The organism is Pseudomonas sp. WC2401, from assembly GCF_041200115.1.
Taxonomy (GTDB): Bacteria; Pseudomonadota; Gammaproteobacteria; order Pseudomonadales; family Pseudomonadaceae; genus Aquipseudomonas; species Aquipseudomonas fragi.
The window spans coordinates 5086391-5109208 of sequence record NZ_CP165623.1; the positions used below are offsets into that span (position 1 = coordinate 5086391).

Below are 22818 nucleotides of genomic sequence, written 5' to 3' on the forward strand. Positions count from 1 at the left end.
GCGTTACTTCCACAGCTGGGCGGCAAACACAATCAGAATGCCGAGTGGCGCCACATAGCGCATCAAAAAAAGAGTCAGGGCGAACATCACCGGGCTGCGCATCGACAACTCATCGCGAACCGCGCCACGCCCCATGATCCAGCCTGCAAACACCACAAAACACAGGCCGCCCAATGGCAACATGATACGCGAGGTGAAGAAATCGACGACACCAAAGAAATCCAGGCCACTGGCCGCGCCCCATTGGTAGAGGTGAAAACCGGAATCTTCGTTCACAAAGAACTTGGCCTGTTTCCAGATATTGAACGAAAACACCGTACCCAGGCCAACAAACCAGCAACTGAATGCCAGCCAGAAGGTGACCCACAGGCGGCGCACCCTGGTGCGCTCCACCAGGTACGCCACCATCGGCTCCAGCAACGAAATCGCCGAACTCCAGGCGGCCACCGCCACCAGAACAAAAAACACTACGCCCATCAGTTGACCAAACGCCACATTGCCAAAGGCAAAAGGCAAGGTCACAAACATCAAGCCCGGGCCTTCGCTGGGGTTGAGCCCCGACGCAAACACAATTGGAAACAATGCCAGCCCGGCGAGCAATGAGACAAAGGTGTCGATCAATGCCACCCCCACCACAGTCCCGGAGATCGACGCATTCTTGGGCATATACGCGCCGTAGATCATGATCGATCCCACGCCCACGCTCAGCGAAAAGAACGCATGGCCCATTGCGGCCAGCAACCCGTCGAGTACGCGATCGGGGTTGAAGTCGAACATGAAATGCACACCCTGCATAAAGTGCCCGGTGGTCATGCTGTAGCCCAGCAATACCAGCAGCAGCACAAACAGCAACGGCATCATGATCCGCAAACTGCGCTCAAGCCCCGCAACCACGCCCTTGGCGATCACATACGCAGACAGCAGCATAAACCCGGTATGCCAGAACGTGAGGCGCCAGGGGTTGGAGATCACCTCTGCAAAGTACTGGCCGACCTGATCGGCCGTCGCGCCCTGAAAGTCGCCCTTGCCCATATTGATGATGTAATCCAGCGACCAGCCGCCCACCACACTATAGAAAGACAAAATCAGCAGCGCCGTAATCATCCCGGCAAACGCCCCCCACGACCAACGCCCCGAATGCCCCGCCTCGACCGCCAACACCTTCAAGGCATTTGCCGGACTAAGCCGTGCACGCCGCCCGATCAGGGTTTCAGCCAGCATCACCGGCACACCGATCAGCGCGATACAGGCCAGAAACACCAACACAAACGCGCCGCCGCCATAGACGCCAACCATGTAAGGGAATTTCCAGATACTGCCCAAACCCACGGCAGAACCGGTCGCAGCGAGAATAAAGACCCAACGGCTTGCCCAACTGCCGTGGACAGAAACCTTGTCTGTCGACATCGTTACTACGCCCAACCACTAAAAAAGAGGGCGCATTGTCCGGGAATCACCCTACACGCTCAAGCACGCAGGTGCCCGTAGCCGACAGGCTCGCAACTGCCTATAATGCCGCCCCTATGGCTAAACAGAAGAAACACCCTACAGGGACCATCGCGCAGAATAAAAAAGCGCGACACGATTACTTCATCGAACATCGGTTCGAGGCTGGTCTGGTCCTGGCCGGCTGGGAAGTAAAAAGTCTGCGTGCAGGCAAGGCACAGCTGGTCGACAGCTATGTGCTGCTCAAGGATGGTGAAGCATGGTTGCTCGGCAGCCATATTGCGCCTCTGACGACGGCCAGCACCCACGTTATTGCCGACCCGACGCGCAGCCGCAAACTGCTGCTCAACAAGCGTGAGCTTGAGAAGCTGTTTGCCTCGGTGCAGCAAAAGGGTTACGCCTGCGTCTGCCTCTCGCTTTACTGGAGCAAGCACTTGATCAAGTGCGAAATTGCCCTGGGTAAAGGCAAGAAGGAATACGACAAGCGTCATACCGAACGTGAGCGCGATTCCGATCGCGAGCTGCAACGTGCGGTGCGCAACAAGGGCAAGGAAGACTAGATCTTCTGCCCTTGTACTTGTGGGAGCAACTGCCTTGATGCTGCCTCAGCTCTTGTGGGAGCGGGCTTGCTCGCGATGGAATCAACTTGGTATACCTGATATACCGAGTTGCCTGAATCGCGAGCAAGCCCGCTCCCACAGGGTTTGCATCTTCAATTACAAGCCATTACGCCGCTCAGCCCGCGCCATGCGCTGAACTTCCTGACGCACCTCTTCCAACACTTCCTGCACATACACCAGGTGACGGCTCGCCACTTCCCGGGCGTCTTCCGCCCTGCCCTCGATAATTGCCAGATACAACTCGCGATGCTGACTGATCAGCATGTCGCGCGTTTCACTGCGCTGCTTGTACATGCCACCAATATTGGTCACCACGTTGCGCTTGAGCAGGTCGAATAACCCGCGAATCGTATGCAGCAACACCGCGTTATGGCTTGCCTCGGCAATGGCCAGGTGGAAGTTGGCATCGGCCTCCCCCTCTTCTGCGCGACTGACTTCATCAACCCGTGCATAACAGTCCTGCAACCGCTCAAAGGCCAGCCGCAGACGCTCGCGATCCATCTCGGTCGCCCGCGAGGCCGCGTAAAAAGCGCACGAAGCCTCAAGCGTATGACGAAACTCAAGCAGATCGCGCTGGGCTTCAGGGTTGCTTTCCAGCAACTGCAACAAGGGATCACTAAAGGTCGAGCCCAATGATGTGGCCACATAATTGCCGCCACCCTGGCGACTGACCAGCAGCCCCTTGGCCGACAACTTCTGGATCGCCTCGCGCAACGACGGGCGCGATACCCCAAATTGCTCCGCCAGCGCACGTTCAGCGGGCAAGCGTTCACCCGACTTCAACGTGCCCTCGAGAATCATGCCCTCAAGCTGCTCGACAATATCGTCCGACAAACGGCGCTGCCGGATCTGATCAAACCCCATAACTGCTCTCCACCCTCCCGACCACGCGCCGGGGGCCTCTATTCTCGCCGATTGGCGCCACGCATACACCCATCAGAAACACCGCTCAAAACCCCATCAGATGCCCTGGCAACGAATACCTCGACGAAAGATTTAGAGGCGGCAAATTGACACATGCCTCATAAGGCTTTTAACCTAGCCAACAGCGATTGTAAATTGGTAATACCAATATACCAAAAGCAGTCGACAGCATCGACCAATAACAATTAGGGGCCACCCCATATGCAAACCTGGCAACAGCTCTACAGCCCGCTCGGCAGCCTCGGCCTGTCCGCTCTCGCAGCCGTCGTCCCGATCGTATTCTTCTTTCTCGCCCTGGCCGTGTTCCGCCTCAAAGGCCACGTCGCCGGCAGCATCACCCTTGTCCTGTCGATTCTGGTGGCCATCTTTGCCTTCCAGATGCCTGTCGACATGGCTTTCGCCGCAGCGGGCTATGGATTTGCCTATGGCCTTTGGCCAATTGCCTGGATCATCGTTGCCGCGGTGTTCCTCTATAAACTGACCGTCAAGAGCGGCCAGTTCGAAATCATCCGCAGCTCCGTGCTGTCGATCACTGACGACCAGCGCCTGCAAGTGCTGCTGATCGGCTTCTGCTTCGGTGCCTTCCTTGAAGGTGCAGCCGGTTTCGGAGCACCGGTAGCGATTACAGCTGCACTGCTTGTAGGCCTGGGGTTTAACCCGCTGTACGCCGCTGGTCTGTGCCTGATCGCCAACACCGCCCCAGTGGCCTTTGGTGCCCTGGGCATCCCGATCATCGTGGCCGGCCAGGTCACCGGTATCGACGCCTTCAAGATCGGCGCAATGGCCGGCCGCCAGTTGCCACTGCTGTCGCTGTTCGTGCCGTTCTGGCTGGTGTTCATGATGGACGGCCTGCGCGGCGTGCGTGAAACCTGGCCCGCAGCCCTGGTGGCCGGCTTGAGCTTCGCCATCACCCAGTACTACACCTCCAACTACATTGGCCCGGAACTGCCGGACATCACCTCGGCCCTGGCCAGCCTGGTAAGCCTGACCCTGTTCCTCAAAGTCTGGCAGCCAAAACGTAGCGCAGGCGCACGAATTGCTGGCGTTAGCTCTGACGTAATCGTTACCGCCAGCGCAGGTGGTTTCGGCAAACCGACCAACCTGATGGCTTCGCCTTACAGCCTGATGCAGATTCTTAAAGCCTGGTCGCCGTTCCTGATCCTGACCGTACTGGTCACCATCTGGACCCTCAAGCCGTTCAAGGCGATGTTCTCAGCTGGCGGTTCGATGTACGGCTGGGTGTTTAACTTCGCGATCCCGCACCTGGATCAACTGGTGATCAAGACCGCACCGATCGTCAACGCGCCGACCGCCATTGCCGCCGTGTTCAAACTGGACCCGATTTCCGCCACCGGCACGGCGATTTTCTTCTCGGCGCTGATCTCGATGCTGATCCTGAAAATCGACATCAAGACTGGTCTGACCACTTTAAAAGAGACCTTCTACGAGCTGCGCTGGCCGATCCTGTCCATCGGCATGGTGCTGGCCTTTGCCTTTGTCACCAACTACTCGGGCATGTCTTCGACCATGGCCCTGGTGCTGGCAGGTACAGGCGCCGCGTTCCCGTTCTTCTCGCCGTTCCTCGGCTGGCTGGGCGTGTTCCTGACCGGTTCCGATACTTCGTCCAACGCCCTGTTCAGCTCGCTGCAGGCCACCACCGCGCACCAGATCGGCGTCAGCGACACCCTGATGGTGGCTGCCAATACCAGCGGCGGCGTAACCGGCAAAATGATTTCCCCGCAATCGATCGCCGTGGCCTGCGCCGCGACCGGTCTGGTGGGCAAGGAATCCGACCTGTTTCGCTTCACCCTCAAGCACAGCCTGTTTTTCGCCACCATCGTCGGCCTGATCACCCTGGCCCAGGCCTACTGGTTCACCGGCATGCTGGTTCACTGATAAGCGCTATGGTTACTGCACGTTAATGGCGCCGGGGCATGCCCCGGCGTCAGTAATTCACGACCCGGTCCACCTCGGTGGACACATAACCGGGACCACCCGGAGACGCCTGATGAGCGAGCTTTTTTACAACGCCGTGCCGAATGCGACCCGTGTCGCCCCGCCCTTGCCTGTACCCCGCCAATACCCCGCGCAAAAACCGCGCAAGGTTTACCTGTTCGGCACCTGCGTGGTCGATCTGTTCTTCCCCGAAGCCGGGATGGACGCCATCCACCTGATCGAGCGCGAAGGTATCGAAGTCGACTACCCGCAAGGCCAAAGCTGCTGTGGCCAACCGGCCTACACCTCGGGTTACACCGAACAGGCCCGGGAAGTAGCCCGATCGCAACTGGCCCTGTTCGCCGAAGACTACCCGGTGGTCGTGCCGTCCGGCTCCTGCGCCGGCATGCTGCGCGAACACTATGAAGACCTGTTCAAGGACGAGCCCGAGACCCTGAAAAAGGTTCACGCCCTGGCCGAACGCACCTTTGAACTCACCGAATTTTTGCTGTTTGTGTGCAAGGTCCAGTTCAAGGACCACGGCGCCCCGGTCAAGGTCGCGCTGCATACCTCATGCTCGGCACGCCGTGAAATGAACACCCACCTGCACGGTCGCGAAATGCTTGCGCAGTTGAGCAATGTGGAGCGCATCGACCACAGCCATGAAAGTGAATGCTGCGGTTTTGGCGGGACCTTCAGCGTACGCATGCCGGATATTTCCGGCGCAATGGTCGCCGACAAGACCCGCTCCTTGATTGAAACCGGTGCACATCAAGTGCTCACCGCCGATTGCGGCTGCCTGATGAATATCAACGGCTCGCTGGAAAAACAGAAAGAGCCCCTGCGCGGCCAGCATCTGGCCAGTTTCCTGTGGCAGCGCACCGGAGGTGGCCAATGAACGCCAGCACCCTGATTCCCACCGTCGCGGTTGAAGAAGACTTCCGCGAGCGCGCTCACGAAGCCCTGGGTGACAAGCAACTGCGAAACAACTTCCGCAGTGCAATGGATTCTCTGATGACCAAGCGCGCTGTTGCCTTCAGCGACGCCCATGAGCGCGAACACCTGCGCGCCCTGGGCAACGCCATCCGCGCCCGCGCCCTGTCCAAACTGCCTGACCTGCTGGAACGCCTGGAAGCCAACCTGACCCGTAATGGCGTGCAGGTTCATTGGGCTGAAACCGTCGACGAAGCCAATGAAATCGTCATGTCCATCGCCCGCCGCCGCGCCGCCAAACAGGTGATCAAAGGCAAGTCGATGGTCAGCGAAGAGATGGAGATGAACCATGTGCTCGGCGCCCAGGGCATTGAATGCCTTGAGTCCGACATGGGCGAATATATCGTTCAACTCGACAACGAAAAACCGTCCCACATCATCATGCCCGCGATCCATAAAAACGCCGGGCAAGTGGCCGACCTGTTTCACGAGAAACTCGGTGTGGAATACACCAAGGACGTGGATCAACTGATCCAGATCGGCCGCCGGGTACTGCGCCAGAAGTTCTTTGAAGCCGATATCGGCGTGTCCGGCGTCAACTTTGCCGTCGCTGAAACCGGCACCCTGCTGCTGGTGGAAAACGAAGGCAACGGGCGTATGTCGACTACCGTGCCGCCGGTGCATATTGCCGTCACCGGTATCGAGAAAGTGGTCGAGAACCTGCGCGACGTTGTACCGCTGCTGTCCTTGCTGACCCGCTCGGCCCTCGGCCAGCCGATCACCACCTACGTCAATATGATCTCCGGCCCACGCAAACCCGGCGAACTGGACGGCCCTGAAGAAGTGCATCTGGTGCTGCTGGACAACGGCCGCAGCCAGGCGTTTGCCGACAGCGAATTGCGCCAGACACTGAACTGCATTCGCTGCGGTGCCTGCATGAATCACTGCCCGGTTTACACCCGCATTGGCGGTCATGCCTACGGTGAGGTGTATCCCGGCCCGATTGGCGCGATCATCACGCCGCATATGGTAGGCCTGAAAAAAGTCCCGGATCACCCGAGCGCCTCGTCGCTGTGCGGTGCCTGTGGCGAAGTGTGCCCGGTAAAAATTCCGATCCCGGCATTGCTGCGGCGCCTGCGCGAAGAAAACGTCAAAGCCCCCGATACCGTACCGCGCATCATGCGCGGCCAGGGCAGCAAGTATTCGCGTAAAGAGCGCCTGATCTGGAACATGTGGGCCAAGCTCAACAGTTCCCCGGCCCTTTATCGCACCTTCCTCAAGGCCGCCACCCGCCTGCGTGCCCTGACGCCGAGCAAGGTAGGCCCGTGGACGCAAAACCACAGCGCGCCCAAACCTGCCGCCCGTTCGCTGCACGATATGGCCCGCGAGCATCTGGCGAAAAAGTCGGGAGAAACACGATGAGCGCCAAGCAAAACATCCTCAATAAACTGCGTAAAAGCCTGACTGGCACCACACCGGTGCCTGACAACTTCGACGAAGTGCTGGTCACAGAGCCCTGGACCTACACCCCGGAGCAACGTATCCCGCAACTGCGCAAGCTGATGGAAGCGGTCCACACTGAAATCCACCTCAGCACCGAACAAGGCTGGCCTGCGCTATTGGCGCAACTGGTCACCGACCGGCAATTGCCGAGCCTGCTGATCGCGCCGACTACACCTCACGGGCAAAAAGTGACGGCGCACTGGGCGCAAAACCCTGCGCTGCCGACACTTAAGGCCTACGACCGCCCGGTAGAAGCGTGGAAAGCCGAACTGTTCAACGACACCCCGGCCAGCTTGACCACCACCCTGGGTGCAATTGCCGCCACCGGTAGCCTGATCATGTGGCCAACCCCGGAAGAACCACGACTGATGAGCCTGGTGCCGCCGGTGCATTTTGCCCTGCTCAAGGCCAGCGAAATCCGTGACAACTTTTATCAGGTGCAGCGTGAAATGAACTGGACCGCCGGCATGCCGACCAATGCGCTATTAGTGTCCGGCCCGTCGAAAACCGCTGATATCGAGCAAGTACTGGCCTATGGCGCCCACGGCCCGAAAGACCTGATCGTGTTGATCCTGGAGGATGCATGAGCCTGCCCGCTGCCTTTGTGCGGGATGCCGAGCGGCTGATCCCCGAGGACCGTCGTTTTACCGATGCGCTGTCGACCCTGGCGTTCGGCACCGATGCGAGCTTTTATCGGTTGATCCCCAAGCTGGTGATTCGCGTTGAGTCCGAAGACGAAGTGGTCGAGCTGTTGCGCCTGGCCCGTCGCGATCAGGTATCGGTGACCTTCCGCGCTGCTGGCACCAGCTTGTCTGGCCAGGCCATCAGCGACTCGGTGCTGATCGTGCTCGGCGACAACTGGAACGGCAAGGAAATCCGCGGCCAGGGCAAGCAGATCCGCCTGCAACCGGGAGTTATCGGCGCGCAGGCCAATGCCTGGCTCGCGCCATTCGGACGCAAGATTGGCCCTGACCCTGCGTCGATCAACGCCTGCAAAATTGGCGGTATTGTCGCCAACAATGCCAGTGGCATGTGTTGCGGCACGGCACAAAACACCTACCACACCCTGGCCGGCCTGCGCGTAGTGCTGGCCGACGGCACCCGAGTCGACACTGAAGACGCGGCCAATGTCGCCGCCTTTCGCCAAAGCCACGCCCTCTTGCTCGAACAGCTTGGAACATTGGCCCGTGAAACCCGCGCTAACGCCGAACTGGCTGCAAAAATTCGCCACAAATACCGTCTGAAAAACACCACCGGCCTGTCGCTGAATGCCCTGGTGGATTTCGACGACCCGCTGGATATCCTCAGCCACCTGCTGGTGGGCAGCGAAGGCACCCTGGGCTTTATAAGCTCGGTGACCTACGACACCGTGATCGACCATCCGCACAAGGCTTCGGCGCTGATCGTGTTTCCGGATGTCGAGACCTGCTGCAACGCGGTAACCGTCCTTAAAAACCAGCCCGTGTCTGCCGTCGAGCTGCTCGACCGCCGCAGCCTGCGCTCGGTGCAGGACAAACCCGGCATGCCGGCTTTCGTACAACAACTGTCGGCCAATGCCTGCGCGCTATTGATCGAGTCTCGCGCCGCATCGCAGAGCTTACTGCACGAGCAACTGGCACACATCATGGCCTCGCTGGCTGATTTCCCGGTTGAAAAACAGATCGACTTCACCGAAGACCCAAAAGAAAACGCCAAGCTGTGGGCGATCCGCAAAGACACCTTCCCGGCCGTCGGGGCGGTGCGCAAAACCGGCACCACGGTGATCATCGAAGACGTGACCTTCCCGGTCGAGCAACTGGCCATCGGCGTCAACCGCCTGATCGAGCTGTTCGACAAGCACCACTACGACGAAGCGATCCTGTTTGGCCACGCGCTCGAAGGCAACCTGCACTTCGTCTTCACCCAGGGCTTCAACAACCCCGAGGAAGTGGCGCGCTACCAAGCCTTTATGGATGACGTCGCGCAGCTGGTGGCGGTGGAGTTCGGCGGCTCGCTCAAGGCCGAGCACGGCACCGGACGCAATATGGCGCCCTTTGTCGAGCTGGAATGGGGCAGCGACGCTTACCAATTGATGTGGGCACTCAAGCGTTTGCTCGACCCCCAGGGCATTCTCAACCCCGACGTGGTGCTCAGCGAAGACCCGCATATCCACCTCAAACACCTCAAGCCGATGCCTGCGGCGGACGAGATTGTGGATAAGTGCATCGAGTGCGGTTTTTGCGAACCGGTGTGCCCGTCCAAGGGGCTGACCCTCAGCCCGCGGCAGCGGATTGTGATCTGGCGCGATATCCAGGCCAGGAAGCGCGCGGGTATCGACACCACTGAGCTGGAAAAGGCCTACGCCTATCAAGGCATTGATACCTGCGCAGCCACCGGTTTATGCGCGCAACGCTGCCCGGTAGGCATCAATACCGGCGAATTGGTGAAAAAACTCCGCGCACGCAGCGCTGACAGTGTCAAAACGGCTGACTGGCTGGCCAATCATTTCACCACCGCGCTGCAGGGGGCACGCTTTACCCTGCATGTAGCCAACGGTGCGCGCATGCTGCTGGGCGCGCCGCGTCTGGCAAAAATATCATCTGCCCTGAGCAAAGCCAGTAAAGGCCGCGTGCCCTTGTGGACAAACGCCATGCCCCAGCCAGAACGGGCGATCCGCTTTACCCCGCCGGTCAAGGATGCCCGCCCGCGCGTGGTCTACCTGGCGGCGTGCGTGTCACGGGTCATGGGCCCGGCGGCAGGTGACAAGGAACAAATGTCGCTGCTGGACAAAACCCGCGGCCTGCTTGAAAAAGCCGGTTACCAAGTGGTGTTCCCAGACAATATGGACAGCCTGTGTTGCGGCCAGCCGTTTGCGTCCAAAGGCTACAACGAACAGGCCGAGCACAAGCGCCAGGAACTGATCGGCGCCCTGCTGCATGCCAGCCGTGGCGGGCTTGACCCGATCTACTGCGACACCAGCCCCTGCACCCTGCGCCTGGTGCAGGACCTGGGCGAAAGCCGCCTCGACCTGTACGACCCGGTACGCTTTATTCGCACCCACCTTGTGGATAAGTTGAACTTCACCCCGCAAACCGCGCCGATTGCCGTGCATGTCACCTGCAGCACCCAGCACTTGGGCGAAAGCCAGGCCCTGATCGATATTGCGCGACTGTGCAGCACCGACGTGGTGATCCCGGAAGGTATCCATTGCTGCGGCTTTGCCGGCGACAAGGGCTTCACCACCCCCGAGCTGAACGCCCACTCGCTGCGCACCTTGAAAGACGCAGTGCAATATTGCAGCGAAGGCATCTCCACCAGCCGCACCTGTGAAATCGGCCTGAGCCAGCATGGTGGCATTGATTACCACGGCCTGGTTTACCTGGTGGACCGGGTAACGGGCGCCAAGGCGTTGTAACCCCCCGACAGGCTGGGCGCGCTTGCTCGAAAGCCCCGAGACAAGCGCGCCCCCGGCCAAAAACCACCTGCATTGCTCGCCCTGATGATCAGACCTCAGGCACTGCCTTCATCGTCCAAACAGAGGTAGCGAAACGGTAGTACCGGAACAAAAATCGCCATCACAGTCATGGCCGTCCCGGCCATTCGTTACCAATAAAAGGGTGCGCATGAACACTTCCAAAGATCGCTTGTTTGATTTGTCGGGTCGAGTGGCGCTGGTCACAGGGTCGGGGCAAGGCATGGGGCTGGGCATCGTTCGCGCACTGGCCACACAAGGCGCTCGCGTGGTCATCAACGATTTTTATGCCGAGCGCGCCGAAAGCAGCGCCAAGGCCCTGCAAGCCGAAGGCCTGGAAGTATGCGCCGCTCCCGGTGACATCACCCAGGCCTCTGTGCGTGAACAGATTGTGGCCACCGCACGCGAGACCTTTGGCGAGATCGACATACTGGTCAACAACGCCGGTGTGCCGCCAGGCATGCCCGGCTCGCTGCGCCAGTTCAAGGACCTGGCGGACAGCGACTTCGAGCGCCAGCTGGACCTCAACCTGCGCGCCATTCTAGGCCTGACACGCCTGGTGGTGGATGGCATGTGCGAGCGCAAGCACGGCCGTATCGTCATCATCAGCTCTGAATCCTGGCGCCTTGGCCTGAGCTACGGCCTGAGCGACTATGCGGCGGCCAAAGCAGCGGCCCTGGGATTTATGCGTCAACTGTCCCACGAAGTCGGACGCAGTGGCGTCACCGCCAATGCGCTGTCGCTGGGCTGCATGAACAATTTTGGCTACGACGAGGTGGCCAAGGCCGGCACCGCGATGGGACGCGCGGGCACCCCTGAAGACGTGGGCGCTGCGGTGGCCTTTTTGAGCTCTGACGAAGCATCCTGGCTAACCGGCCAGGTCATCGCGCTCAATGGCGGCTCGACCACTGCGTAAGCGTTTGAATGCCTGTCAGGGCAAACCAATACGGTCCACAAAACGCAGCGTTTGCGGGTAAAAAAAAAGTCCTGCCGATGGCCAAATCAAAGCAAAACTCCGGAGCACAGCTATAGTCATTTAGCTTTAGCCCCGAAAATCGGGGCATAAAACCGAGCCTGGAAGCACCGGGCCTACCATGTGCACAAGGAGTTTTCCCCATGAAGCGTACCGCTCTTGCTGGTCTGTTTATTTCCGCTGTGATGTTGGCCTCCCCGGTGTTTGCGGCAGAAGACCTTTGCCAGATCAACCTGCAAAAGATCAATGATGCAGTCGCCAGCTCTGGCGAAATCAGCTCTGACTTGCAAGACAACATCGACAGCACCGTAGCCCAGGCCAAGGAAGAACAATCCAAAGGCACCAAAGAAGGCACCCAGGCCTGCATTTCACTGACCACTCAAGTGCTGCAGGACATCGCCAACAACAACAAAGGTGGTGAGTAAGCCCTTTGGGTTGGCCTTCTGCATCAGAAAGGCGTAGACTCCGCTAGCTTGCTGGTTACACACAGCAGGCATCGGGGCCGTTTAGGATTCGACGCCGGTTGCGAAACTCTAGGTGCATGCCGAGTTGGTAACAGAACTCGTAAATCCACTGTTGCAACTTTCTATAGTTGCCAATGACGAAACCTACGAGGGTCAAGCTCTCGCAGCGTAAGCTGCCTTAGCCATCCTCCTGGTACCTTCGGGTCCAGCAATCACTAGGGGATGCCTGTAAACCTGAAGTGATTGTCATATAGAACAGGATCGCCGTGCAGTACGTTGTGGACGAATCGGCTAAAACTTACACAACTCGCCCAAAGCACCCTGCCCTTCGGGTCGCTGAGGGTTAACTTAATAGAAACGGCTAAGCATGTAGTACCGACAGCGGAGTACTGGCGGACGGGGGTTCAAATCCCCCCGGCTCCACCAAATAGCTGTCCAGACCTGTCTCAGACAGTCTGAGCAACACCTCAAGAAGCCCGCCCCGTGCGGGCTTTCTTGTTTCTGGCGATGCGTCCTTGCCACCCGTTGTCTGAAACCTTACGCCTGGGCGCTAGGCATCACCTGGATCGCCGATTGGGTGCCACGCGTCAATTCGCGGTACTCGTAGGTCACCTTGTCTGGCGAGACCTTGCCGGTATAACCCTTCTTGATGTTGGTGACGATGTAGTTGAAGTCGCTCTTGCTGCGGGTGGTGACGACGATGTTGGCCTTGCTGCTGGCACTGGACACGTAGTTGCCCACTTGTGACAGCGGCTGCTTGAGGCGCTGGTCTCGCTTTTTCACCAGGGTCTGCGGCACGTTGACCTGCATCGAGTCCACGCTTTCAACACTCGCGGCACCCACGTCATTGCGCTTGTCTGCCGGCACCGCTTCCTGGCGGGTCTTCAGTTGGACCACAGCGACATCACTCGACTGGCGCTCGATGGCGGCTTTGGCCTGCCGGGCGCTTTCCAGGTCTTTCTGACGGCCCACATAGTAGCCCGTCGGCGCTCCCAGGGCCGCGCCAATGGCGCAACCGGTGCCCGGGTGGCCGCCGGTCCCGGCCGCAATCGCCGCACCGCCAATGCAACCGAGCACGCCGCCAACCGCCGTGCTGCCCAAGGGCGAGTTCTGGCATCCACTCAACAACAAACCGGTGCAGGCAAGCAATACGGTCGATACAGCACGTGCGCGCGACAAGGGCGACTCCTTTCGGGATTGAAGATAAACATTCATTGGGGCTGATAACCGTAGGTCAGGCCCCCGAGCAGTTGCTGGCGCACCCGTTCGTTGAGCGGGTAAAACACCGGCTGGACCTGCGCCGTCCACTGCACGCTATGGGCAATGATCCAGCCCATCGGCCCCAGCGCAGAGCCGTTCTGCTGTTTGAGGTCGAGAAACAGCGGCTGCTCGGTCACTTTGTTGGTCCAGTACATCGGCACCGTCAACACCACCAGCGCATAGCCAGCGAAGGCGAGCATATAAAGCCTCGGCGGGACATAGCACAGCGTGCGGGTGAAAAAACCCAGGCACTTGAAGATGTGGGTGAAGGCACCGAGCAGGGAAAACAACAGGGCGATCATCGGCACAATCAGCGCCCGGTAGCTGTCACGACCGATCTGCGCTTTTTCGCCTCTGTCGCGGTAGTTCTGCGGGTCGACCAGGCGGTCTTCGATCAATTGCTTGGCATCGTAGCTGATGGTCGGCCGGTACACGGTTTGCTCGAAACCGCCGGGCGACAGGTCGGGTTGCAAGGTGATCAAGTACGGCAAGTGCAAGGCGTCGCGCCACTTGTTCTGGATCGGCAATTGCGCAAAAAACTGTGCGCGCGCCAAGCCCGGATCGATCCATCGGTCGACCGAGACCAGGCCGGCGGCATAGGTACTGCGGGCCTGCAGTTGCACACGCCGGGCCACGGCCTGATTGAAACCGGCGCGGTCATTGGGCCGCCAGTCGTCGGCCACGTTGATGCCTTTCTCGCGCAGCGACTGGCGTACCGTGTGGGCATGGCGCCGGGGCACGTTGTTGGGGGTCAGGCGGCGATTGCGTTGCTTGAGGTTCTGCACATAGTCGCTCCAGGCCTGTTGCTGGTGGCGGGCGATGGAAGCCGCGCTGATCGCTTCCAGGTAACGGCTGCTGCCCTGCTGGTACTGGCGATAGCTTTCGTTCAGTTCGGCAAGGGAGTCCTGGTAGTGGCGATAGCTGACCTCGGCATCGCCGCGCACGGTTTCGGCGAACAACTCGAAGAACGGCTGCGCCTGCTGCTTGATGCTCTCGGTCAGGTGATCTGCCGACAGCAGCATGATCGGAAACGTCGCCAGCAAGGTCTTGCCTTCGGGGCGCTGCAGATCCTCGGGTGTGAGGTTAAGGCCGGTCAGTTTGAAGTCGTGGTGCATCATCAAGTACGTCATCGGCACACCCAGGGCCGCGCGCGCCCGCTCATCGGGCGTCGAGCGATCCACCAGGTGATTGACCAGCGCCAATTGCGCAAAGTAGGTGGTACCGATGCAACCGACGATCACCAGGGCCGCCCAGATTGTCGTGCGCAGACGGCTCCAGCCCAGGCGCAAACTCTTCTTCAGCACCATGCCCAACCCCAGCAGGGCCACCGCCGTACCGGCAATCAAGCGCCCGTAGAATTCGATGGACTCCACCTGGTGGTGGCTGGCCAGACCACCGACCACGTCGAGCAAACGGGCGTTGAATCCCATTTCAACCATCAGGTACAGCAGCGTCAGGGTCAGCATCACCAGGGCCAGCAGCCGCTCCTGGCGCCGTGGCAGGGGCTGTTTGTCCTGGCGCAGCCAGTGCATCAACGCCCTGACCGGCGTGTGGCGCTGCGCACGGGAAGCCAATCGCTGAAACGGTGTCAGGCTGGTCACGACCGGGTCTCCACCCTGGAGATCAGGTTGATCTCCACTCGGCGCCTGGGCGGTGTAGTGGCCTGGGCATGTTCGACGACCGCATTGGCTACCGGCTGCGGCAGCGCAGAAGGGATCGACGCCTTGACAGCAGGCTTGGGGGCCTGGGCTGGCTCGCGCGCCAGCGGTTTGGTCGGTGGCGGTGTAGACGGCGCGGTGCGCGGCGGGGCCGGTTTGGCCGCCGCTGTATCGGCAACCGCCGGCCGGGCCTTGGATAGGGCATGCAGCAACCCCGGCAGGTCGACTTTCATCGGCCCACGGAAATTCTTGTCCTTGGAGGAATAGGTCCAGGCTTCAGAGCTACGACCTTTCATTTGCATGGCGACGAAACTCTTGCCGTCTTCACTGCGCTGGAAAGCCAGCACGTCGCCACAGCCCCCCAGTCGGTAAGGGCCCCAGGCGGTGTTCCCGGAGATCACCACCAGAGCAGTCTGCGACTCGCACTGGGCGGTGCTGTAGCTCATGACCACCGCCGTGTCGCCGTCCAGTTCCATCGTGGTTTCAACGGTGCTTTCACGCCAGTCGTCGGGCAGTTGCACCTGCACCTTGCGCTCATGCAGGTTCAAGTAGGCTTTGCCTGCCGGGGTTTCCATGTGACTGAAAGGCCCCGCCACCGAGTTGAAGCGACCGATCACCTGGTCAGCCTGCACCCCGAACGCGCTGCACAGCAGGACAAGCATCAAACCGCGAGCAAGCCGATTGGCCTGTACTCGCAGCGCTTTGATGGGTTTCAACGTGTGTCTTCCTTAACCGGATTCCTGGGCGAGCCGAGAGTCCGGCTACGCGCGGCGATGCTAGCACAAAGCCATTAATTCGCCATAACCCCGTTGCCTCACGAACCGTGCACAACTTGCTCACTGGCAGCCTGTTGCATCCCGACCGCGAAGGCTCAAGCAGGAGCATGGCTAAAAAAACATCACTAAAAGCGATGGTTCATCATCATTAAATGTCGCTAAACGTATATTTCTGATCAGCCTAAGATCGGCCCCACGGTGAGCATGCTCCAGCGCTGAGGGCTTGGTATCGCGCCTCTCCTCCACGCGGCGAACTGAACCTCAGCGCCGGCGGCTTGACCGTAAACCCAGGGTGCATCCCATGGATCTGCTGGTCTGTTGCGGAACAACAACGCCTTGGTTCAAACCCGTTTGCTGCGAGAAAAAACAAAATGAACGACGCGTTTTTGTCCAGGCGAGTGCTGAGTATTGCCCCATCCCCGAGTATCGCCGCCAACGCCCTGGTGGCGCAGCTTCGCGCAGAAGGCCGGGACATCGTCAACTTTACAGTGGGTGAGCCTGACCTCAACACACCGGCGCATATCGTTGAGGCCGCACGCCAAGCGATGGAGTCCGGCGATACTCACTACACCCACACGCTGGGCACCCCTGCCCTGCGCAAGGCCATCGTCGCCAAACTCGCCCGTGACAATGGCCTGGAGTACAGCATTGAAGAGGTGGTGGCCGCATCGGGCGGCAAGCAGGTCATTTTTGAAGCGCTGGCGGCTACCCTCAATCCTGGGGACGAGGTTATCGTCCATGCGCCCTACTGGGTTTCCTACCCGGATATCACCCGCCTGAATGGCGGAACCCCGGTCGTTATCCAGGGCCATGAAGACAACGGTTTCAAGCTGACGGCCGCCCAGCTTGAACAGGCGATAACGCCTCGTACCAAGTGGGTCATCCTCAACAGCCCCAATAACCCCAGCGGTGCTGTTTACACCCTTGCCGAGCTGCAAGCGCTGGCCCAGGTGCTGGGTGATCACCCGCAGGTGTTGATCATGGCTGACGAAATCTATGAGCACTTCATCTATGGCGATCAACCCTTTACCTCATTCCCGGCAGCTGCCCCGGACCTGAAGGAGCGTATGCTGATTGTCAACGGGGCTTCCAAAGGGTATGCCATGACTGGCTGGCGCCTGGGCTTCGGCGCAGGGCCGAAATGGCTGATCTCGGCGATGGGCAAGCTGCTCTCCCAGAGCACCACGTGCCCAAGCTCCATAAGCCAGGCGGCGGCTGTCGCGGCGTTTACCGGGGATCAGGCCCCGGTCAAGGCAATGGCCAGGCTCTACAAGGGCCGCAGGGACATCATGCAGGTTGCACTTGAGGGCGTCCCTGGCCTGACCCACACAGTGCCGGACGGGGCTTTCTACTTGTTCGTCAACGTCAAAGGGCTGCTGGGTAAAACACGCCTAGCGGGCAAGTGCTCAGCACCGACGCCGATGTCGTCAAGTACTGGCTTGAGGATGGCGCCGTTGCCACGGTCGTGGGCGAGGCTTATGGCAGCAGCCCTTATGTGCGCTTGTCTTTTGCCAGCAGCGAAGCAGTGATCCAGGACGGTTGCGCACGTATCCGTCGTGCCTGCGAGGCTTTGCGCTGATCGCCACCTGATCGCCGCAAGGCAGGGGGCACTACTTCTGCTGATGGGTCACGCGCTCAAGCCGGGCACGGGCCCCATCTTCATGCCCTGCCCCCAGTCACAGCTGGCCTGTACACGACCACACTCAATGCCCTGGGTCGTGCTGGCGCCGCTCGTCATTGCTAAATGGCAAGAGGCGCAGCGCAGCACGCCAGCCAGCGCTGAATGGCGGGCTCAAAGCATAAGAAACGGCGTGTCGTAATCCACAGCTTTCAGCGACATTTCCCGCAAGGCTGCAATCACCGGCCGGGAATCGTCCTGCCGCCAATAAAATCGGTACTCCAGCTTCTTGAGGGGGGTGTTGCTGGGCATGGGAATGACGGCCTTGTTTTGCAACATGGGCTTGAGCCAGCCACGGGGCAAGTAACCAATGGCAATACCCGCCGAGATCAAGCCGGCAATGGTTGCCATGCTGTTGGACTCGATGATGTCACAGGCTACCGCGCCTGACTCGCGGCACCAGTCGTCGAGCAAGCGGGTTGAACCGGCATGCGGGGCCATCGTGACCACCGGCAATTCCCCGACAATCTCTTCGACCAGGCACCCCGGCTTGATGACATCCGGGGCCGCTACCCATATGTATTCCGCCTGGGCCAGCAGAACGGATGCCAGCGCCGGGTGCGAAGAGGGTCGCGCGATAATGGCCGCGTCCAGTTTTCCGCTCAGGAGACTGGATTCCAGTTCCACGCCCAGGTTCACATAAGGCTCGAGTTTGAGTTGAGGATGCCGTGTGCGAAGCGCTGAAACCAGTTTCGGCAACCAGGATGAGGCGGCGATTTCCCCTACTCCGAACCTGCAACGGCCCTGGATGGCTTGCGCCGCGCCGACAGAAGCCACCACTTCATCCGCATGATTCAACAATGCCTTGGCGCGGGGCAGCAAGGCTCGACCATCTGCCGTCAGCACGGCTCTGCGCCCATCCCGATTAAACAGCGGCCGCTTTAGCGCTGTCTCCAGTTCGGCCAGACGTTTTGATAGCGACGATTGCGAGATATGCAGCTTCTCGGAAGCGATGGCGAAGCTCCCGCATGTAGCGGCCCAGTAGAACGCTTCCAGCTGTTTAAAAGTCATCGGATTCATCGCTTTTATCGAACTTTATAGTCTTGTTAAATTCGCTTTTTACATGCTGAGCCTTCTCCTAGAGTGACGTCAATCCACAGGTGACACCGATTCCAATCGCTCAGCTGTAAAGCGGTTCGCATCCACACCTGGCCCCAACGGCTGTCACCTCGTCGGCCGCTCACCCCGTCAAGATGGGAAATAATAATGATCGGATTTCGAATCCTCCCGCGTACACGCCAACTGCCCGCAGCACTGATCGAAGGCTTCCGCTCTGTGCCGGTTGCCAACGTCAGTGACTGCATGGGCCGCATGATCGCTGGCGGCGCCCATCTGCGCCCGTATCACAAAGCCGGGGGGATGGTTGGGCCTGCGTTTACCGTGAAAGCACGCCCGGGTGACAACCTGATGATCCACAAGGCTTTGCATCTGGCACAACCCGGTGACGTGATTGTGGTTGACGGTGGGGGCGACCTTACCAACGCACTGATGGGCGAGTTGATGGTGGCCACGGCGATCAAGCGAGGCCTGGGCGGCATCGTGCTCAACGGTGCCATTCGCGACCTCGATGCCATCCAGGCAGGCACCTTTGCGGTCTATGCTGCCGGGGTTACCCATCGGGGGCCGTACAAAGACGGGCCTGGTGAAATCAATGTGCCGATTGCAATCGGCGGCATGGTCATCAACCCGGGTGACCTGATGCTCGGAGATGCTGACGGTTTGCTTTGCGTACCCTTTGATTCTGCGCAATACATCCTGGACGCCGCGCTGACCAAGTGCGCAGCAGAAAAGGTGATCGTTCAAGAAATCGCAGAGGGGCGCCTGGATACCACCTGGATTGACGCCCAACTGGAACGCCAGGGTTACAAGGCATGAAGATCGTCATTCTTGACCGCGACACGCTGTCGCCGCAGACCGTGCTGCGCACGCCCTCATTCCGGCATGAAATCCAGTCCTGGGGGCGCACGGCAGCCGAAGAAGTGGCTGATCGCATCGCCGCTGCCGATATCGTTGTACTCAACAAGGTCAAGCTGACGGCAGAGACGATCGCAACCGCACCCAAACTTCGCCTGGTGGCGATTGCCGCGACGGGTACAGATAACGTCGATATTGCTGCGTGCCAGGCCCGCGGCATCGTTGTCAGCAACATTCGCAACTACGCCGTCAACACGGTGCCGGAGCACACCTTTGCCCTGATCTTTGCCTTGCGCAGAAGTATTTGCGCCTATCGTGAAGCGGTACGAAGGGGCCGCTGGCAAGAAGCGCAACAGTTCTGCTTCTTCGACTATCCGATCAAGGACCTGGCAGGCTCCACGATTGGCATCATCGGCGATGGCGTGCTGGGCCAGGCCGTCGCCAACATGGCACGCGGGCTGGGTATGCGGGTGATATTTGCCGGCTACAAAGGCCATAGCGGCCTCGGTTCGCTGTATGTGCCGTTTGAGCAGACACTCGCTGAAGCCGACATCCTGACCCTGCACTGCCCGCTGTTGCCTGAAACTCGCAACATGATCGGTGCCCCCGAGTTTGCGCTGATGCGCCGCAAGCCCTTGCTGATCAATACTGCGCGCGGGGGGCTGGTTGACGAAAGTGCTGTGGGGCCGGCGCTGGAGGCAGGGCACATTTCTGGAGCAGGCTTTGATGTGGTGATGACAGAACCGCCTGCCCCGGATCATCCATTGATGAAACTGGTTGATCGCAACGACTTTATTCTCACTCCGCATGTGGCGTGGGCAAGTGATGAAGCCGTGCAAGGCCTGGCTGACCAGTTGATCGATAACATCGAAGCATTTGTGCGTGGCGAGCCGGCAAACCGGGTCTGAAACCCCTCGTCAGCACCCGGCTTTACGTTTAATCGCGCAACACCTGTCTACCTTGAACCCACTGTTTTCTGGAGCAAGCCCATGATTCACCATCTCGATCACCTGGTACTGACCACCGTTAATCTGGAGGCCTGCAAAGACTTCTATATCCGCGTCCTCGGCATGCACTTCGAAGCGTTTGGCGAGGGTCGGATGGCGCTCCATTTTGGCAACCAGAAGATCAACATTCATGTTCGCGGGCATGAGTTCGAACCCAAGGCGCACCTCCCCGTCTCCGGGGCGCTCGACCTGTGCTTTATTACCAGCATAAGCCTGGACCAGGTTATTGCTCACCTGCAAACAGAGCACTGGCCGATCATTCTAGGACCGGTGCTGCGGACCGGTGCAACAGGCAAGATTCGTTCGGTTTACCTGCGCGACCCGGATTTGAACTTGATCGAACTTTCCGAACTGCACCCCAGCTGAGTCGCCCAGGACAGGCCCGAGACTGCCACGCACAGGATCGGGCCTACTGCCGAGGCAGCAGGCGCAAACCCCGCGGCCACTTGAGCAACCCCACCACCAGCGCCGAAAGAATCAGCGCAATCGAAACGCCTTCAGAGGCCCCCACCCTGTGCCCCAGTATCAGCATTGAACCCGCGAGGCCAAATACCGGAATCAGCAACGACAGCGGCGCGACCCTCGACACCGGGTACTCGCGCAGCAACAGATTCCAGCCCCAATAACAGAAGTGCGTCGCCGCGTAGACCTGAAACAACAGCGAAAACAACGCCACCCACTCAAAGTGCGTGACCAGCGCGGTAAACGGCGCAGAGCCATGTGCCAGCCAAGTGAGCAACAGCAAGGGAAGTGGCGGGAACACACTAGCCCAGACCACAAAGGCAAACATTTCCCGCACTTTTGACTGTTTGATGATGACGTTGCCGACACTCCAGCTCAATGCACTGACCAGCAGCAAGGCATAGCCCAAGGTCGTGCCCTGGCCGGGGCTGGCCAGGATGATGCTGATCAGCCCCAGCACTGCGAGCCCCATGCCCAGCATCTGCGCGTAGCTCAGTTGCTCGCGAAACAGCAGGACGCCCCAGCCCATCGTGAAAAAGGCACTGAACTGGATCAGCAGCGCGGCGGTTCCTGGCGGCACGCCCCATTCAATACCCAGATTGATCATGGCCCACATGGCCACGCCAAAAATCAGGCCATAAGCGGCCAGCCACTTGATGGCAATCGGCGGGCGTTTGACAAAAAACACCCACGGCAAAGCCGCCAGGGTAAAACGCAATGCCGTAAGTAACAGCGGATCAATAGCTGCCAGACCCAGTTTGGTGACGGGAAAGTTAAGCCCCCAAACGGCCGTCACCAGCACGGCAAGGAACAGATGTTTCTTTTGCATAGGGTTGTACTTCCAGTGGCAAGGCGGGCGGCGTCATGCACCAACCAAAGTGCCACTATGCACACTTGCAGCATCGGCCCGCTTGCACTATCAGGTCATAGATCATTAAATTCGGGCCATGCGCAAAATTGAATCCGACACCTGCGAAAATATCCCCCGCGACGCTGTCGTCACGGCCATTGACTATGCCGACGGGCAGCACTTTGCCCTGCACAGGCATGACCGCGGGCAGTTTGCCTATGCAGCCTGCGGTGTGATCACGGTGTATACCGACCAGGGCAACTGGGTGGTACCGCCGCAACGAGCCATCTGGGTACCGGCAGGGGTGCCCCACGAGATGAGCATGAACGGCCCGGTCACCATGCTGAACACCTACATACGCGAGCCCGCTTCTGCCCGGCTTGGCCTCCCTGCACAGTGTCAGGTTTTCGGCATATCGCCCCTGCTGCACCAGTTGCTGATCCAGGCCACGGATATTCCGGCGCTCTATGACGAAACCCGTAGAGAGGGGCTGCTGATGAATTTGCTGCTCCATGAAATAGCCGCCATGCCAGCTCTTTCGCTCAATGCGCCGTTACCGGCTGAGCCAAGGCTGGCACGTTCCTGCCGCGCACTGCTGGAGCAGCCGTCACTGGATATCGGGATTGATGACATGGCCCGCCAGGTTGGCATGAGTCGTCGAACCTTCACCCGCCTGTTTCGCCAGCAAACCGGCATCAGTTTCGTCGAATGGCGCCAGCAAGCCTGCCTGTTGGCAGCGGTGGTGCGCCTGGGGCATGGCGAGGCCATCACACGGGTGGCGACGGACCTGGGCTACAGCAGCCCGAGTGCTTTTACCAGTGCTTTTCGCCGGGTACTGGGCGAAGCGCCCAGCCGGTATTTCCCCAAACAGTTGAATTGAAAGCTGGCCATCCCCACCCTCGCCCGGACTAAAAAAGCCGGGCCAGAGCGCTTGCCTTCACACGAGTACAGAGCGGTTTGCGAG

Annotated in this window: 19 protein-coding genes, 1 other RNA gene and 1 pseudogene; 14 read left to right on the forward strand and 7 right to left on the reverse strand. The window is 59.7% G+C overall.

The window, feature by feature from the left end; genetic code table 11:
• Positions 1-3: 3 nt before the first annotated feature.
• Complete coding sequence (locus AB3G35_RS23430; protein ID WP_029611725.1) at positions 4-1407, reverse strand: sodium-dependent transporter; 1404 nt, start codon at positions 1405-1407, stop codon at positions 4-6.
• A 116-nt stretch (positions 1408-1523) separates the two neighbouring features.
• On the opposite strand from AB3G35_RS23430, the gene smpB reads away from it, so the two are divergent.
• Positions 1524-2006, forward strand: coding sequence for an SsrA-binding protein SmpB (smpB, locus tag AB3G35_RS23435; protein ID WP_016783457.1), 483 nt, complete (start codon positions 1524-1526; stop codon positions 2004-2006).
• 156 nt (positions 2007-2162) lie between these two features.
• Here the strand turns inward: smpB and AB3G35_RS23440 are convergent, their stop codons facing one another.
• Entirely contained in the window at positions 2163-2930 is a 768-nt protein-coding gene (locus AB3G35_RS23440) for a GntR family transcriptional regulator (RefSeq protein WP_016783458.1), read from the reverse strand.
• A 261-nt stretch (positions 2931-3191) separates the two neighbouring features.
• On the opposite strand from AB3G35_RS23440, the gene AB3G35_RS23445 reads away from it, so the two are divergent.
• The 8 genes from AB3G35_RS23445 to ssrA all read left to right on the forward strand — a co-directional run bounded on the left by AB3G35_RS23445 (position 3192) and on the right by ssrA (position 12675).
• Positions 3192-4886: a lactate permease LctP family transporter gene (locus AB3G35_RS23445; RefSeq protein WP_083369640.1), complete on the forward strand. Its 1695-nt coding sequence runs from the start codon at positions 3192-3194 to the stop codon at positions 4884-4886.
• A 112-nt stretch (positions 4887-4998) separates the two neighbouring features.
• Entirely contained in the window at positions 4999-5823 is an 825-nt protein-coding gene (locus AB3G35_RS23450; protein WP_369782175.1) for a (Fe-S)-binding protein, read from the forward strand.
• Positions 5820-7280: a LutB/LldF family L-lactate oxidation iron-sulfur protein gene (locus tag AB3G35_RS23455; RefSeq protein ID WP_369782176.1), complete on the forward strand. Its 1461-nt coding sequence runs from the start codon at positions 5820-5822 to the stop codon at positions 7278-7280. The genes AB3G35_RS23450 and AB3G35_RS23455 overlap by 4 nt, the downstream gene beginning before the upstream one ends.
• Entirely contained in the window at positions 7277-7948 is a 672-nt protein-coding gene (locus AB3G35_RS23460) for an LUD domain-containing protein (protein WP_016783461.1), read from the forward strand. Before AB3G35_RS23455 ends, AB3G35_RS23460 begins: the two co-directional genes overlap by 4 nt.
• Entirely contained in the window at positions 7945-10755 is a 2811-nt protein-coding gene (locus tag AB3G35_RS23465; RefSeq protein WP_369782177.1) for an FAD-binding and (Fe-S)-binding domain-containing protein, read from the forward strand. The genes AB3G35_RS23460 and AB3G35_RS23465 overlap by 4 nt, the downstream gene beginning before the upstream one ends.
• Before the next feature lie 208 nt (positions 10756-10963).
• On the forward strand, positions 10964-11728 hold the full coding sequence (locus AB3G35_RS23470) for an SDR family NAD(P)-dependent oxidoreductase (protein ID WP_315246547.1): 765 nt from the start codon (positions 10964-10966) through the stop codon (positions 11726-11728).
• A 200-nt stretch (positions 11729-11928) separates the two neighbouring features.
• The gene (locus AB3G35_RS23475) at positions 11929-12210 is read left to right on the forward strand and encodes a hypothetical protein (protein WP_016783464.1); all 282 of its coding nucleotides are present in this window, start codon (positions 11929-11931) and stop codon (positions 12208-12210) included.
• A gap of 73 nt (positions 12211-12283) precedes the next feature.
• Positions 12284-12675: a transfer-messenger RNA gene (gene ssrA / locus AB3G35_RS23480) on the forward strand.
• A gap of 111 nt (positions 12676-12786) precedes the next feature.
• On the opposite strand, the gene AB3G35_RS23485 is transcribed toward ssrA, so the two are convergent.
• Genes AB3G35_RS23485 through AB3G35_RS23495 form a run of 3 tightly spaced genes read right to left on the reverse strand, consistent with a single transcriptional unit; the run spans position 12787 to position 15883 of the window.
• Positions 12787-13428, reverse strand: a complete 642-nt coding sequence (locus AB3G35_RS23485; protein WP_369782178.1) for a glycine zipper domain-containing protein — start codon at positions 13426-13428, stop codon at positions 12787-12789.
• A gap of 32 nt (positions 13429-13460) precedes the next feature.
• Complete coding sequence (locus AB3G35_RS23490; RefSeq protein ID WP_106116483.1) at positions 13461-15110, reverse strand: hypothetical protein; 1650 nt, start codon at positions 15108-15110, stop codon at positions 13461-13463.
• A complete protein-coding gene (locus AB3G35_RS23495; RefSeq protein ID WP_369782179.1) occupies positions 15107-15883 on the reverse strand; it encodes a hypothetical protein in 777 nt (258 codons plus the stop codon). The genes AB3G35_RS23490 and AB3G35_RS23495 overlap by 4 nt, the downstream gene beginning before the upstream one ends.
• Positions 15884-16314: 431 nt before the next feature.
• Between AB3G35_RS23495 and AB3G35_RS23500 the strand changes: the two are divergent.
• Positions 16315-17522: pseudogene (locus AB3G35_RS23500) on the forward strand (pyridoxal phosphate-dependent aminotransferase).
• A 213-nt stretch (positions 17523-17735) separates the two neighbouring features.
• Here AB3G35_RS23500 and AB3G35_RS23505 read toward each other — a convergent pair.
• On the reverse strand, positions 17736-18641 hold the full coding sequence (locus tag AB3G35_RS23505; RefSeq protein WP_134051174.1) for a LysR family transcriptional regulator: 906 nt from the start codon (positions 18639-18641) through the stop codon (positions 17736-17738).
• 183 nt (positions 18642-18824) lie between these two features.
• Here AB3G35_RS23505 and AB3G35_RS23510 point away from each other — a divergent pair, with 183 nt between their 5' ends.
• The 3 genes from AB3G35_RS23510 (at position 18825) to AB3G35_RS23520 (ending at position 20908) form a co-directional block, all read left to right on the forward strand.
• Positions 18825-19496, forward strand: coding sequence for an RraA family protein (locus tag AB3G35_RS23510; RefSeq protein WP_369782768.1), 672 nt, complete (start codon positions 18825-18827; stop codon positions 19494-19496).
• Positions 19493-20443: a D-2-hydroxyacid dehydrogenase gene (locus AB3G35_RS23515; RefSeq protein ID WP_169911249.1), complete on the forward strand. Its 951-nt coding sequence runs from the start codon at positions 19493-19495 to the stop codon at positions 20441-20443. The genes AB3G35_RS23510 and AB3G35_RS23515 overlap by 4 nt, the downstream gene beginning before the upstream one ends.
• 81 nt (positions 20444-20524) lie before the next feature.
• On the forward strand, positions 20525-20908 hold the full coding sequence (locus AB3G35_RS23520; protein WP_134051176.1) for a VOC family protein: 384 nt from the start codon (positions 20525-20527) through the stop codon (positions 20906-20908).
• A gap of 43 nt (positions 20909-20951) precedes the next feature.
• Here AB3G35_RS23520 and AB3G35_RS23525 read toward each other — a convergent pair whose 3' ends face one another.
• Positions 20952-21833 carry an EamA family transporter gene (locus AB3G35_RS23525; RefSeq protein ID WP_203304693.1) on the reverse strand — a complete coding sequence of 294 codons (882 nt, stop codon included), beginning with the start codon at positions 21831-21833 and terminating at the stop codon, positions 20952-20954.
• A 118-nt stretch (positions 21834-21951) separates the two neighbouring features.
• Between AB3G35_RS23525 and AB3G35_RS23530 the strand changes: the two genes are divergently transcribed.
• Positions 21952-22734 (forward strand): helix-turn-helix domain-containing protein, encoded by a 783-nt coding sequence (locus AB3G35_RS23530; protein WP_369782180.1) that lies wholly within the window; start codon positions 21952-21954, stop codon positions 22732-22734.
• The last annotated feature ends 84 nt before the right edge of the window (positions 22735-22818 follow it).